General features: G+C 39.7%; 9 protein-coding genes. All 9 read left to right on the forward strand.

The annotated features are described in order from the left end of the window. Window positions 1–602 precede the first annotated feature (602 nt). Entirely contained in the window at window positions 603–3,740 is a 3,138-nt protein-coding gene (locus B9Y87_RS01855; protein WP_085495634.1) for a SusC/RagA family TonB-linked outer membrane protein, read from the forward strand. 10 nt (window positions 3,741–3,750) lie between these two features. After that, on the forward strand, window positions 3,751–5,271 hold the full coding sequence (locus B9Y87_RS01860) for a SusD/RagB family nutrient-binding outer membrane lipoprotein (RefSeq protein WP_085495636.1): 1,521 nt from the start codon (window positions 3,751–3,753) through the stop codon (window positions 5,269–5,271). 260 nt (window positions 5,272–5,531) lie between these two features. After that, entirely contained in the window at window positions 5,532–6,455 is a 924-nt protein-coding gene (locus B9Y87_RS01865; RefSeq protein ID WP_085495638.1) for a PIG-L deacetylase family protein, read from the forward strand. Between the two features lie 10 nt (window positions 6,456–6,465). Then, window positions 6,466–7,743: an NAD(P)/FAD-dependent oxidoreductase gene (locus B9Y87_RS01870; RefSeq protein WP_085495640.1), complete on the forward strand. Its 1,278-nt coding sequence runs from the start codon at window positions 6,466–6,468 to the stop codon at window positions 7,741–7,743. A gap of 116 nt (window positions 7,744–7,859) precedes the next feature. Further along, window positions 7,860–10,037, forward strand: a complete 2,178-nt coding sequence (locus B9Y87_RS01875) for a beta-N-acetylhexosaminidase (protein WP_176225575.1) — start codon at window positions 7,860–7,862, stop codon at window positions 10,035–10,037. Window positions 10,038–10,075: 38 nt separating this feature from the next. Beyond that, window positions 10,076–11,155: an amidohydrolase family protein gene (locus B9Y87_RS01880; protein WP_085496604.1), complete on the forward strand. Its 1,080-nt coding sequence runs from the start codon at window positions 10,076–10,078 to the stop codon at window positions 11,153–11,155. Window positions 11,156–11,180: 25 nt separating this feature from the next. Beyond that, window positions 11,181–12,419: a hypothetical protein gene (locus tag B9Y87_RS01885; protein ID WP_139827119.1), complete on the forward strand. Its 1,239-nt coding sequence runs from the start codon at window positions 11,181–11,183 to the stop codon at window positions 12,417–12,419. 47 nt (window positions 12,420–12,466) lie between these two features. Beyond that, the gene (locus B9Y87_RS01890; protein ID WP_085495647.1) at window positions 12,467–14,581 is read left to right on the forward strand and encodes an alpha-galactosidase; all 2,115 of its coding nucleotides are present in this window, start codon (window positions 12,467–12,469) and stop codon (window positions 14,579–14,581) included. A gap of 56 nt (window positions 14,582–14,637) precedes the next feature. Beyond that, a complete protein-coding gene (locus B9Y87_RS01895) occupies window positions 14,638–15,528 on the forward strand; it encodes a hypothetical protein (RefSeq protein WP_139827120.1) in 891 nt (296 codons plus the stop codon). The last annotated feature ends 34 nt before the right edge of the window (window positions 15,529–15,562 follow it).

Raw genomic sequence — 15,562 nt, forward strand, 5'->3', positions numbered from 1 at the left:
TTATTTGATGCTGTTTTGCATTTAATTTTTCAGAATTAATCGAAAGTACTTCCCTGTTTCAATCGTCTAGGTGGATTAATTTTATGCATTTCTTTGGTTTTATGGCTTCCTTTTATAAAATCCTTTATTTGGGAGTATTTTTCTTCACATTGGAACCTTAGTGTGCTCTTTAGTTTTTAATCAAATGCATGTCTTGAGTATTGTTGTGCGGTGTTTATGGTAATAATAAGCATGATTAATATATGGCTCAAGTATTATCGCCAAATAATTTTCATTTCTGTAAGGCGTGGTCATTCACTGTTGTTGGGTGTAGATTTCATTGAATTGTTATTCTCTCCAAAATTTGCAGTTCTAAGAAGGCATATCTTAAAAAACACACCTTTTAAATAATTATTTAGTAATGAATTTAAGTTTCGTATAGTTTATATTTTACACAGATAACTTTCGTAACATTATTTTTATGTAAATAATTTATTATTTTTAGTTGTTTATTACATTTCAACTTATTATATTGCAATGAATTAATAGAGTCTCTTACGAAACCGTATTGATTTAACGCTTTGAAATGAAGAATAACTTAAATTAACCAAAACTAGATAACTATGAAGAAAATTTTGATTTTTGCCATTTTTACACTTTGTGTTTCGCAAGTGTTTTCGCAAGAACGGTCGGTTTCCGGAACTGTGACCGATGCAAGTGACGGCACTCCCCTTCCAGGAGTTAATGTTGTTATTAAAGGAAGTTCCACGGGAGTGTCGGCGGATTTTGATGGTAATTATACGATTAAGGTGCCCAATAATACCGTGACCTTGGAATTTTCATATATAGGTTACGAAACTCAATCGGTGGTTGTGGGTTCTAGGTCGGTGATAGATATTGCTATGAATGCTTCCAGTACCGAACTTTCCGAAGTGGTTGTTACGGCCTTTGGAATAGAACGGGAAAAGAAGGCTCTGGGGTATTCCGCGCAGGAAATAGTTGGAGAATCTTTGACAGAGGCTAGGGAGGTAAACGTTGCAAATTCCCTTAAGGGTAAAGTGGCAGGTGTTTTTGTTACTTCTAGCTCTGGGGGTCCAGCCGGATCTACATTTGTCCAAATAAGGGGAAGTAGTTCTTTAAGTGGTAACAATCAGCCCCTTTACGTGGTTGATGGGATCCCTATAAGTAACGATAACCTAAACCAAACAGATATTTTTGCTGGACGGGATTTTGGTGACGGTATAAAAGATATCAACCCTGACGATATTGCTACTATTTCTGTTTTAAAGGGGCCAAACGCCGCTGCACTTTATGGTTCTCGCGGGGCTAATGGTGTTATATTGATAACTACCAAAAAATCTTCCTCTAAAAAGAGAATGGGTGTTACCTATAATTCCAATACCACTATAGAAATGGTTAATGTTATGCCCAAGTTTCAAAATAATTATGGGGTTGGATATGATGATACATTTGGATTTGGTACCGAAGTGTATGAAGGTGTTGAATATCCTGCCCAAGGTGGCGGTGTTGATAGTTGGGGTGGGAAGTTTGATGGCAGATTGGTGCTTATAAGAAGCCTTTTGGATCTAGGTCCTGTGCCCTATTCCGCGCAGCCCAAGGAAAATTTAAGGGATTTTTACAATGTGGGCAGTACACTCACCAATACCGTTGCGGTTGACGGTGGTTCTGAAAAAATTAATTATAGGGTGTCTGCTTCCACTTTGCACAATAAGGGTATAATTCCGAATTCCAAGTTTGCAAGACAAACTTTTACCGCAACTTTTGGGGCTGATGTGTCGGATAGGCTTCATGTTGAAACAAAGGCGAATTTTATAAAAAGTGGTGCAGACAATAGACCAATTGTTGGTGTATCCAGTGGTCGAAATGTGGCGGCGGCATTAAATTTAGTGCCAAGGAACATTGACCTTGCTTGGTTAGCTATGAATGGTGGTCGAAATGAGGATGGTAGCTACCGTAATTATAAGGGTGGTAGTCCAACAAATCCTTTTTGGCTGATTAATGAAGTGACCAGTGAGGATAATCGTGACCGTTTTGTGGGGCTTTTGTCCGCTACCTATAAAATTACGGATTGGTTAAATATAATGGGTCGGATAGGTAGCGATAGCTATGTAGAAACTCAACGTCAACAGTACAGTGCCGGTACACCTGGAGGTTCCTATGTAAATGGTAGGGTGGATTTTGATACCTATAAGGTAAATGAATTAAATACCGATGTGCTCTTAACGGCAAGTGGAAAACTTTCAAATGACTTTTCGGGCTCACTTTCTTTAGGGGCCAATCAGTTTAAGCGTCGTTATGAAAGGTCGGCAACCATTGGGCAAAATATGAACATTCCTGAATTGTATACCATTGAAAATGCAGATTTGGTAATTCCTTCCTATTCCTTGATAAGAAAGGAAATCCAATCCGTGTTCATGACAGGACAATTGGCTTATAAGAATTATGCCTTCCTTGATCTCACGGCCAGAAACGATTGGTCCAGCACCTTGGGTAACGGAAATTATTCGTTTATGTATCCTTCTGCGAGTTTGAGTTATGTGCTTTCGGATGCTTTTAATTTTAATTCCAACGCAATAACCTTTTCTAAGCTTAGACTTTCCTACGCCCAAGCTGGGAATGATGCAGACCCATATCAGACCAAAGGTGGATACACCGTACAAAGTAATACCTTTCAGGGACAACGATTCGCAAGAATCAATGGAAGTGTCCCCGCAACAGATTTAAAAAATGAGTTGACAACCTCTTTTGAGGTTGGTACTGATTTGAGATTCTTTAATAACCGATTGAGTTTGGACTTTACCTATTACAACTCTAAGACGAGTAATCAAATTATGCAAATCGGCTTGTCGGAATCTACGGGGTTTGGTGGATTGTACTTAAATGCGGGGGAGGTTTCCAACAAAGGGATAGAATTATTTGTATCCATGACCCCAATAAAGGTTGCTGATTCCTTTAAATGGGTTTCCGATGTTAATTTTTCCAAAAACACCTCCAATATTGAGAGTTTAGTAGAGGGTATAGATCGATATAATTTTATTTCTACGGGCAATGCCAGTATTATTGCCCAGCCCGGGTTGCCATATGGAAGTATCTTGGGGTATGAGTATAAGAGAAGTCCAACTGGCGAATTGGTGGTTAACGCAGATGGAAAATCTTATGTGCGTGCAGATGAATTGTCGATTTTAGGGAATATCCAACCAGATTGGTTGGGAGGATTTACAAATACTTTTACTTATAAAGGATTGTCTTTAAGTGCTTTGATCGATGTAAGGATGGGGGGTGAAGTATATTCTTGGAGTAGATATGATCAAAATGCCAAAGGTACGGGTGTTTGGACCAATGTTAGGGAGAATTTAACCGTAGAAGGTGTAATAGATAATGGGGATGGTACCTATACACCATCTGTTCAAAACAACGTTTTGGGACAGGATTATTTTGCAGCTAGGTCATGGGGGAATATCGGTGAGGAATTTGTTTTGGATGCAACCAATGCTGCGCTCAGGGAGGTAACCTTAGGCTACACTTTTAATAAGAAGACTTTGTTGAATACACCTTTTGATACCGCTAGATTAACATTGGTAGCCCGTAACGTATTGTATCTTTATAGGGATTCCAAATTCGTTGAAATGGGTATTGCCCCAGATACGGCGTTTTCTCCTACGGCAGCCGCACAGGGCTATGAATCTTTTTCAATGCCGACCACTAGAAGTCTAGGTTTTAATCTCTCAGTAACTTTTTAAACGATATATAATGAAAACTATAATAAAACTACCAATTGCGCTATCGGTTCTTATAGCACTACTATGTATACCTCTTTCCTGTACAGATGGTTTTGAGGAGCTTAATACTAATCCAAAACTGATTACTGACGATGATATTAAACCTTCCCTATTGTTTACAAGGGTGTTAAAAGAATCTGGTTTTGATATTTTAAATGTGGGCAGAATTGGAGAATTTTCAAGCTATATAAAAAGAGCGGATTCGGGTAATATGCTGGCTCTTACCGATTTTTCGGAACCGTTTAATTATTATACTGCCTACATAGAAAACTTGGCGGCAATTATTAGGCTTACGGCCGATGATCCTGAGTTGCGCAATCAGAATGCTATGGCTAGAATATGGAAAGTTTGGGTGTATCATCGTATGACAGATGCCTATGGTGATATTCCTTATACGGAGGTTGCCACTTCTTTTGAGGATATAGTGCTATATCCGAAATACGATACACAAGAATCTATTTATGTGGACATGTTAAAGGAATTGAAAGAAGCTGCCTCAGCATTGAGTGTTTCATCGGATCAAAAAAGTTTTGGCGCCGCAGATGTCCTTTTTGCAGGTGATGCTGATTCTTGGAAGAGGTTTGCAAATTCCTTGAGATTGAGATTGGCTTTAAGGGTTCGTTATGCAGATGAAACTATAGCGCAACAAAATGTTGGTGATGTATTTAATTCTAGTTTAATTGCTACCAATGATCAAAATGCGGTCATTACTAGTGAGGGCCCGGATGCAGCGGATTTGTCAAACACCAATCCTTTATACCAAGAAGTAGTGAATGGTAACCCTGGTGCGGGATCTTCAATATCAGCCGGCCTGGCATTGGTAGAGAATCTGTTGAACAATGATGATCCGCGATTGACGATATATTTGGAACCTAATAATGATTTGGAATATATAGGCGGGGCCATTAATCTAACAGCAGAAGAAAAGGCACTTTACCCTCAGTCGGCCAAATGGAGCCAATATTTTCGTAATGCCACATATGATTTTAATGTAATGCAGGCCTCTGAAGTTAACTTTTTAAAAGCAGAGGCGGTTTTGGCAGGATTTGCAACCGGAGATGCCAATGCCTTTTATCAAAATGGGATTACGCTGGCCATGGAGCAATATGGGGTTGATCAAGCTGATATTACAGCTTTCCTTTCCTCTACGGCTGGTGTTCTTTCAGGGACAGATGAAGAGAAGCTGGAAATGATCATAACACAAAAGTATTTGGCACTTATAGGGGATTCATACGAGGTTTTTGCTGAACATCGTAGAACTGGTTATCCTAGGGTTTGGATAGGGAGCGAACCTGCAGCTGAAACAGATAACGCTTTGCCTAGAAGGTTGCCCTATCCATTAATAGAGTATAATTTAAATGCACAAGGTGTTGAAGAAGCTGCTGGAAGATTGGTCGGTGGAGACAAAATGAAATCAAGAATTTGGTGGGATGCTAAAGCTGGTGTGCCTTTTGCTCACCCAAAACAGGGGACTTTTCCTCCGTATGAATAATTTTAGCGGATCGCTAATCCATCGAAAGCCTTTCATTCCCCCCCTATATAATTTTTTTGGGGATGGATTGGTACAAGATGATAACTGTTAAGCATATTGAGTTGGTTTGTTAGTTAGTTATGTTGCGAAGTTGCGGGGATAACCTGCAACTTTGCCATATAGCCAAACCGTATTATTACATATAACAATTTTAATAATTTGTTTACCCATAGATATAAAAGTTTTAAAATTAGCTTCATCCCACTTTTAATGATGACTATATGAAAAACAAACAATACATAATATTTTATTTAATATCCAAAGGTACTCCTCTGGTCTTTATGGGAGGTTTTGGCAAGTGGTTGCAATCAATTTTTACCATATTTATTCTTGCAGGAACCCTATTCTCCTGTGAAGGGAAGAAAAAAAATCCAACAGAACAATCTAACGTTGTCCCAGTGGATGTTTCCGCAAAGGGCAAAACTATTATGGCTGTTTTTGCACATCCGGACGATGAAATTTACATTGGCCCACTAATGGCAAAATATGCACGTGAAGGAGCTAAAGTGCAATTAGTTACCGTAACCGATGGACGTTATGGTACCGGGCAGACCGATTTGAAGCCCGGGGATGAATTAACGGCTTTGCGCCATGAGGAAGTAAATTGTGCAGCAGATCACATGGGAATTGAAAAGCCCATTTGGATGGGATATCACGATCAATTGAAATTAAAGGATGGTTTTTTTGGACATGTTCCTTACATACAGGAAATTATGGTAAAACTGGATAGTCTCGTAGTTGATATTGAACCGGATGTAATTATTACATGGGGTCCGGATGGAGGTTCCAATCATATGGACCACAGGTTGGTTAGCGCTTCCATTACCCAAGTGTATTTGAGCAAGTCCAGGGTAAAACCGCTAAGTTTGTATTATGTGGCGACCCCTTCGTCCCATATAGAGGATGAAGATCAGCGACTCTTGGCAGGTATTGCGGACGATTACCTTACCACTCAAATTGCGTATTCCGAGGAGGATAGGGAGAATACAATTCTTGCTTTTCAATGCTATAAGACACAGTTTTCCGACGAGGCCATGAAACGTATGGCCGGTCGATTGAGATCGGGTGATCAAAAAATATATTTACGGCCGGTGCTAAAGGCCAAAACCAAAAAGGATAACCTTTTTATTGTCGATGGTGAATAGAGGTGTCTAAATGAGCATTAATAAATTGGAAGGGATTATAACGAATCGTACGGAATCTGACGTAGTTATCATAGGTGGTGGCATTATAGGATTGTTTTGTGCCTATTATTTATTGGAAGAGGGTAAAAGTATAACCGTACTGGATCAAGGGCAGATGAAGGATTCTTGTTCCTATGGCAATTGTGGTCTAGTGAGCCCAAGTCACGCCCTGCCATTGAACAGTCCTCAACTACTATTAAAGGCTATGATATGGCTTTTTCAAAAGAATTCCCCTTTTTATATCAAACCACAAATGGATATGGAATTTCTGGGTTGGATGATGGGTTTTGCATTTAATTCCTTTAATAAGAAGCAGCTGGAAAAAAGCATGAAAGGACGTGCCAGCCTATTAAAGGATTCTAGAACATTGTACGAAGTAATATTTAAAGCACATAAATGGAATTGTAATTGGGCGCCCACTGGCATACATTTTGTTTACAGCCAGGAAAGGAATTTCAATGCCTATAAGAGTAAAGATTCAAAACTTGCCAATTTGGGTCTGGCGGCCGAGCCCATAATAGGCAAAGAGCTTTTCAATAAGGAGCCCGCACTATCAGAACACGCCTATGGTTCTTGGTTTTATAAGATAGATGCTTCTGTCAATCCAGGGAAATTGCTAAATGAACTACGTGGGCATTTGGTATCAAGAGGAGTTGAAATAAAGGAATTATGTAAGGTGGATACTTTTAAGGAATCCAAAGGTAGAATTACCGAAATAACAACAAATCGTGGTGTTTTCAAGGCAAGGGATGTAGTATTGGCTACCGGAGCATGGACGGCCAATTTAGCAAAACAGTTAAAACTTAAAATCCCGGTTATCCCTGGAAAGGGCTATAGTATCACAATGAAATCGCCTACAATCCAACCATCGTGTCCCATTATCTTTGAAGAGAACAAGGTAGTTGTTACACCCTGGAAAGAGGGCTATAGATTGGGGGGAACAATGGAGTTTTCGGGTTACGATACCACATATAATGAGCATAGGCTCCAAACGCTTAAAAATGTAGCTAATCTATATTTGAAGGAGCCTTATACAAATGAAGAGGTTGAAGATTGGTACGGGTGGAGACCAATGACTAATAATGGGTTGCCCATTATAGATAAATCTCCCGTGCATAACAATTTATTTGTGGCCTGTGGCCATAATATGCTGGGGTTAAGTATGGCTCCCAGTACAGGAAAACTTATAACCGAAATGGTGATAGGTAAAGAGAAACACCTTGAAAGTGATCCGTATGCTTTCGCTTGATAATATTGAGCCAATAGGGTGTTGAATTTAAATTGAACCAGTAAAAATTTGTCCTTATCTTATGTTTTAATTAGATAATGGTAATTGGATATTTAAAAAAGAATAAATATTTAAAGATGAAAAGAATCTCATTATTTCAAAGCTTGATCATAGTATTTTTTGGCATTCTAAATACAGTCGCTGCCCAAAAGGGAACATCGGAACTTGCCTCATTGGGAATACATATAATTCCATATCCACAGGAAGTACGATTAGGGGGCGATGATTTTATATTGCAGAACGGTCTGGACATTATTCTGGATAAGAACGCAACGTCCACGGATCTTAAAACAGCGGAATTATTAAAAAAATCCCTAATTGATGACTGGGGACTGACCGTAAATATTACTCGGGAAAATGGCACCAAGGGTATTGTTCTCACTAGAGAGGGGGTTGGCGCTTCCATAAAGGATCAAGGTTATAGCCTAAGTACAGGCAAGAACGGATTGACGATATTGGCTAAAGATGAGGATGGTTTATTTTATGGAGTACAGACTTTCTTACAACTTATTAAAAAACATAGAACCGGGCCGTTTGTTCCTGGAATGGAAATTTTGGACTGGCCCGATGTAAAAATCCGTGCAGCACATTACGATACGAAGCACCACCAGGATAGGGCTAGTTATGTTAAAAGTTTTATAAGGGATTTGGCCAAATATAAGATCAATATGCTAGTATGGGAATGGGAAGATAAACTGGCATATAAAAGTCATCCTGAAATTGGGGCACCAGGTGCTTTTACCATGGAAGAAATGAAGGAATTTACGGCCTATGCCAAAGATTATCATATAGAATTAACTCCGTTGGTACAGGGGTTGGGGCATGTGAGTTTCATATTGAAATGGCCACAGTACAGGGATTTAAGGGAAGTAGAGGATTCTGATTGGGAGTTTTGCCCCTTGGAAGAGGGCACCTATGATCTGCTTTTTGATCTTTGGGACGAAGCCATGGAAGCAACGCCTGGATCCAAATACATTCATATTGGTTCGGACGAGACTTTTGAACTGGGAGTCTGTGATAAATGCCAGGATAAGGCCAAGGAAATCGGGAATAGTGGGTTGTATCATTTGTTTGCGGAAAAAGCGGCCAAGCATTTAAAGAAATCACGAAAAGTAATGCTTTGGGAAAGACCTATGGGTTGGGAAAACAGTGGCTCCCCAATTAAGAATATGGAACCGGATAAGGATTTAGTGCTGACCGAAGAATATCATTATGAGAGTCCTGACTTTAAATTTGCAAGGCAGGCTAAAAATATGGGGTTTGAAATGTTTATGTACGACCCTAATCCAGGCTTGGAACCACTTTTTCTTCCCTATCATTTTAAAATGACTTCCAATCGTATTTCAAGTTCCCCGAGGAAAGTTAAGGGAAGTCTGAAGGATTCATATGATTTATTGACGGCATCGGCCAACTCTGGTCTGTTTCATGGGATGGTCAATACGTCTTGGGACGATTCAGGGCTACATAACCAAATGTGGATGTTAAGTTTCGCAACATCGGCTCAATACTCATGGAATGCAACAGCGCCTGGCTTGGAGGAATTTGAAAATTCTTTTTTTCAGAACTATTATGGTCCGAATGTCAAGGATATGGAAGAGCTATATGAGCTTCTCAATGAGGGAGCCTATTATTATGCCCATTCCATGGAGCGCAATGTCTGGCATCATGGAGATATAGGTAAGACCCATTTGCCTGATCTACCTAGAGGGCAATATGTAGAATATGACCAATATTGGAATAACGAGTACTCAGAAATAATAAAGAGGTCCAGAACGCAAAAAGAGAGTATGAAAAGGGCTCTGCAGATTATAAATATAAATATGGGGCAGGTGGAGAGAAATGCCTACGATTTTGAAGTATATCAAAGTATTGCAAAATTGATAGAACATACCTGTCTTACTTATTTGGATCTTTCCGAATTGGAATATACTATAACCCAGGCCCATAAGAATGCGTTCTCGGATAGGGCGGCGACATTGAGAAGTTTGGAAAAGGCGGAACTGCTCATTGGGAATAGTCTCCTGCGAAGAGAAAAAGTGTTTGCAGATCTGGTAAGCGTATGGGAAAAAACAAGATTGCCAAAAGGTATGTCCACCCCAGCTAAAAAATACTTCTTTAAAATGGACCGTTCAAGACATTTTGCCAATAGAACCCCGGACATGAGCTATTTAATTTATGATGAACAATTGTTGGATATGGAAGGGTATCTTGAAAAGTTGCGAGCGTATCGCAAGTCGTTCCAGTTGAAATTTTAAGAGTAATATTTACCAAGTATATGATAAATACAAAATCCATGAAAATTGTTTTATGTTGCTTAGTGTTATCCACGCTTTTATCCTGTTCGGAAAAACAGGCCTACTACACCTTGGAAGACTTTGGGAAGGTAGAAAAGATAGACACCCATATTCACGTATCCACTAATAGGGACGTATTTGTGGAACAGGCTAAGAGGGACAATTTTAAGCTTTTGAATATTGTAGTGGACTTTACCAAGGGAAGGGAATTCGTTGAAGAGGAGTTCGCCTATAGGTTGGATCAAAAGACCAGGCATCCTGAAAGTTTTGAAATGGCAACGGCATTTTCCATTAAAGAATGGGACGATCCAAATTGGTTGGACAATACTTTGGCTTGGTTGCAAAAGAATATAGACGATGGCGCCCTAGCGGTAAAAGTCTGGAAAAATGTAGGGATGGTATTCCGGGATTCTACAGGGCAGTTAGTTATGGTGGACAATCCCAAGCTCGATACCATATTCCAATTTTTAACCGAGCGCAAAATACCCGTAATTGGGCATTTGGGCGAACCAAAGAATTGTTGGCTGCCATTAGAGGAGATGTCCGTAAACAATGATCGGGTCTATTTTAAAGAGCATCCACAGTATCATATGTACAAGCATCCTGAACTGCCTACCTATGAGGATCAGATTGCGGCAAGGGACAGAATGCTTGAAAAAAATCCAGAGCTCATTTTTGTTGGAGCCCATATGGGCAGTTTGGAATGGAGCGTGGACGAATTGGCGAAAAGATTGGATAAATTCCCCAATATGTCCATAGATCTTGCTGCCCGGATAGGTCAGGTTTTTTTCCAAACCATTGAGGATAGGGAAAAAGTAAGGGAATTTTTTATTAAATATCAGGACCGAATTCTATATGCCACGGACTTGTCCGACGGGGGAAAGGATGACCCGAAAAAGCTAATAAAGGAGATGCACGATACTTGGATGTTGGATTGGCAGTTTTTTGTAACCGATGATATTATGACCAGTGATAGGGTAAATAAAGAATTTCAAGGATTGAAATTGCCTAAGGAGGTGGTGGATAAGATATATAGTGGCAATGCAAAGAAATGGTTAAACATGTTTGCAGGTGAATAGGTTGTTAAAAAATACCCCAGTTATTATGCCTACCTTAAAAACTGGATATAAAACGGTTCTATTGCCATTCATTTTCTTGTTTATCCTTTTTGGTTTTGAAGAAGTGAACGAGAATCAAAATGATTTGGCTATCTCATTGGCTGCTAATGCCATAGCGGTATCCAATATCGAAACTCCACATATAGATTATGTTGGTATGTCTGTCGATCAGTATCATGAGGATTTAACGGAAACCATCTGGTACGACGATTTTTCTACGAATAGAATATATATGGACTCCCGTGGGGCAATTGATACCATTGTTAATTTTGGAGCTAAAGGGGGCTCGGTAAATGTTGGATTTAAAAAGGGGGATGTTTTTGGCAATGGAGATAGGAAGGTAGCTTTTGGTGATTTTCCTGGTAATGGTCCGGTATTAAAACAGGGGCAATTTTTTGATGAAATATATTGGAGATTATATGTAAAGCATGAGCACGGTTGGGAAGGATCCCCTGCCAAAATGTCCAGGGCTACCAGTATAGTATCGGACACATGGCAACAGGCCATGATAGCACATGTGTGGAATGGGGGTGGACCTGTGCTAACTTTGGATCCGGCGCGGGGTGTATATAATCAATCGGATAGTATCATTACAACCAAGTATAATGATTTTGATAATCTGGTTTGGCTGGGTAATAGTCCCACTGCAAAATTTACACTGACCGCTACCGAAGAATCCGGGTATTGGGTCTTGGTGGAATCAAGGGTTAAGTTAAATACGCCTGGAAAAAATGACGGCATAAACCAGCTGTGGATCGATGGGAGATTGGAAGTGGAACGTAAAAATCTGAATTTAAGGGGAACCTATAGAAAACATGGTATAAATGCGGTGTTTTTGGAATCATATTGGAACAAAGGTTCACTGAAAGATCAAGGCCGCTGGTATGATAATTTTGTTGTTTCAACAGTTCCCATAGGTCCTGTGGTTTGCCCAAGGAATCCCACTTTGGTAAAAACTCCTTACTATGGACCTGGGAATTTAAAAAATTGGGAAGTAGAATTGGCTTCGGATGTAAATGGTACTGAAAAAGTTTTTGTATCCACTTATTTAGGAACGAGCAAAAAAATTATTGTTAGCACTGAAAAGGGTTATTTTTTAGGCGCATTGAAGGGGAAGTCGGAATTGGCTTCAGGGAATATCTATTTTGCCAGGGTGCGTCAACAAAGCTCCAACGGACTTTGGTCGGCATGGAGTAGATGGCATCAAGGATTTAGAGTGGAATAAGGTGGCAGGGACTTAATTTAAGCAAGGATTAAAAAACAATATCGTAAATGAGGACAGTTTTAATTAAAATATATGGTAGTCTAATAATATTATTGGCTAGCCATGGAGTTCGTTCCCAATCCGTGGACTTTAATTCAAAGCATATACAAGTTAAGATCTTCTCCAATTTTAATCGGGAAATAAAGTGGCTGGATGCCGAGGACAATAACTTGACTTATTTTAATCCTAAGGTTCAAGAAGGTATTGTAGTCAATGGTAAATTGTACTCTACTTTCAAAATTGACATGGATAAGGTAGTTCAGAAATTAATTGATCACAAAGAATTTGGGGAATGTCTACAAATGGATATTAGTGGCCTGTATTCCGATCCAGATGTATCCCTTAAGAAAACAACTTCCATTCTTTTGCCAAAAGATTTTCCTAATGCGGCCATTTTTGAAACTTCCTATCGCAATTTGGGGAGTCAAAAAATAAGAATTGATACTATATACAGTCAAAGGTTGGCGTTAGAACTCCACGAATCCACAAAAGTCAATAACACAGCGTATAGTCTGGTTTCTTTTCAAGGGGGGGTAAACGAATGGGGCAGGGACTATGCTGTAATAGGCCTGGAACCTGGCTTTTCGCAGGACAATTTTCAAGGGATGCATCCCACTGAGAAAGGAGAAATTATAGGGGGAGGCATACCCTTTATTGATGTTTGGGGTGAAAATATGGGAGTAGCATTAGCGCATCTGGGAAAACAACCGGAATGGGTTTCATTGCCGGTAAGGATGCAGGCAGATAAAAAAGTGGAAATGGGTATTTCCGAAATACCGGATGAACGCCTTGGATTAAAAAAATGGTTGACACCCAATGAAGTTTATTCTACTGTAATGACCACCGTAATCTTTCATAAGTTGGATTATTATAATGCCCTAAATACCTATGCCAATCTTTTGCGTAAACGTGGGGTGAATATTCCGAGATCATCACCCGAGGAGGCATATGAACCCTATTGGAAAAGTTGGGGCTTTGAGTTGGATTTTACGCTGGATGAAATTTACGGAATCCTCCCAGAGCTTAAGGATATGGGAATTAAGGTAGCAAATCTGGATGATGGTTGGTTTGACTATTATGGGGACTGGGAAGTTAACAGAGCCATTGGTAAATTCCCTGATGGTAGTCAGGATATGGTCAAATTTGTGAATCGAGTACATCAAGAGGGTATCAAAACCAATCTTTGGTGGTATCCCTTAGGTGTCAGTGCGGAGAGCCAATTGGCTAAGAATCACAATGAGTATTTGGTTGTGGATGAGACCGGCTCATATCCTGTAGATGCTCGCGGGTTGTACCAATTATGTCCGGCATATAAGCCGGCAATGGAGCATGTGGAGAATCTGGTAAAACGTTTTGTGGTGGATTGGGATTATGATGGTCTTTATTCCGACACCAGAGGACTATCCGCCGTACCTCCCTGTTTTAATGTGGTGCACGATCATGCTACTCCTCTGGAATCTTTCCAGGAGGTTCCGAAAGTATTTGAGGTAATAAAATCGACCTTGGATAAATATAAGAAGCATTCCATTCACGAGGTATGTATTTGTGCGGTTCCCCATTCACCATATAATATGCCTTATTACGATATAGCGAATGCTTCCGACCCCATTAACTCATTGCAAACTAGGCGTAGAATAAAAGTGGAAAAAGCCATTCACGGTCCTGCTTATGCCGTGGGGGACTGTTATCAGGTGCCAGAAGATGAGTGGAGTGGTTTTTCAGTGCCTCAGGATTTTGAAAGTGCCATGGGCACCGGTGCACAAGTAACAACTTTTTATACAGATCTGGATACTGAACAAAAAAAGGAATGGAAACGCTGGGTCCAGGAGTACAATTCCAAGAAATTAAGTAGTGCCACGTATACCAATCTTTATGATATAGCCTTTGATAAGCCCGAAGTACATGTAATAGAAAAAGAGGGGCAGCTTTTTTATGGAATGTACGCCGATCTTTGGTCAAAAACAGATAGTATTGAGTTACGAGGACTAAGGAAAGGGGTGGCCTATGTGGTGTATGATTATGCCAACAATAGGAAATTGGCCAATGTTCATGGAGATAGTCCCTATATTAATATTGGTTTCCGTGACCATCTATTGATTCAAGTGGTTCCTGAAAATAAATAGAAAGGGGTTATAACAATTTGATTGAATATTAATTTGCAAATTAAAATTTTACGCTTGTGAAATTACTCATTTTGGTATGCTGTCTTATAGTCCTACAAGACACTTTTGTGCATGATGGGGGGAATTCCCTTAAGAAAGAAAATAGGGTTATTTTTCACGAGGATTTTGAAAAGGCCTCAGTGGAGGAGGTGCTACAGCATTGGGACGATAGTAAAAACTCCAAAGGCATGTCATTGTCCAACGATGTCCCAAAAGGAAGTTCAGGAAAAAAATCGCTTATGATGACCTATGTAGCCGGAAAGAATGAGGGGGGACATCTTTTTAAAAGTTTTCCAATGGGCCATGAGGTGTTGTATGCACGTTTTTATGTTAAATTTTTGACCGGAAATAGCCACATCCATCATTTGGTAAAATTGGGGGGATATCAACCCGCTGTGCCATATCCCATGGGATTGGCAGGGCTTAAGCCTAATGGGCAGGATTTTTTAATGTCTGGAATAGAATTCCCGGATAATAAAAATTGGTATTGGGGATTTTATACCTATTGGATGCACATGGCGGGAAGTCCAAAAAACTACTGGGGCAACGTATTCTTCCCTAAAACCGAGAAAAAAGCACCTGTGGGGGAATGGATATGTGTAGAGTTTATGATAAAATTGAACTCTCCAGTAGATTCTTTTAATGGAGAGCAGGCATTTTGGATAAATGGCGAAAAAGTACTCCATTTGGGGGAAGGATTTCCCAAAATAAATAATAGAGGTGGACATAATAAAGAAAGTTCATCAGGGAACGCTTTTCAAGGCTATCAATGGAGGGATAATGAAAAATTGAAATTAACCTTATTTTGGTTGAATTATTATATGACCAAAGGGATCGAAGGGGAAATAGATCAAATTTTATTTGACGAGGTTGTAGTATCAAATGAATACATTGGTCCTTTAAAATAATGGTCCGATGCAAAAGATAAATTAAACAGAAATT

This window comes from Arenibacter troitsensis (assembly GCF_900177645.1).
Taxonomy (GTDB): Bacteria; Bacteroidota; Bacteroidia; order Flavobacteriales; family Flavobacteriaceae; genus Arenibacter; species Arenibacter troitsensis.

Bases quoted from the DNA above. Each gene is read 5' to 3' on its own strand.
- B9Y87_RS01870 (WP_085495640.1), top strand. From the start codon at position 6,466: ATGAGCATTAATAAATTGGAAGGGATTATAACGAATCGTACGGAATCT.
- B9Y87_RS01855 (WP_085495634.1), top strand. From the start codon at position 603: ATGAAGAAAATTTTGATTTTTGCCATTTTTACACTTTGTGTTTCGCAA.
- B9Y87_RS01865 (WP_085495638.1), top strand. From the start codon at position 5,532: ATGAAAAACAAACAATACATAATATTTTATTTAATATCCAAAGGTACT.
- B9Y87_RS01885 (WP_139827119.1), top strand. From the start codon at position 11,181: ATGCCTACCTTAAAAACTGGATATAAAACGGTTCTATTGCCATTCATT.
- B9Y87_RS01890 (WP_085495647.1), top strand. From the start codon at position 12,467: ATGAGGACAGTTTTAATTAAAATATATGGTAGTCTAATAATATTATTG.
- B9Y87_RS01875 (WP_176225575.1), top strand. From the start codon at position 7,860: ATGAAAAGAATCTCATTATTTCAAAGCTTGATCATAGTATTTTTTGGC.
- B9Y87_RS01860 (WP_085495636.1), top strand. From the start codon at position 3,751: ATGAAAACTATAATAAAACTACCAATTGCGCTATCGGTTCTTATAGCA.
- B9Y87_RS01880 (WP_085496604.1), top strand. From the start codon at position 10,076: ATGAAAATTGTTTTATGTTGCTTAGTGTTATCCACGCTTTTATCCTGT.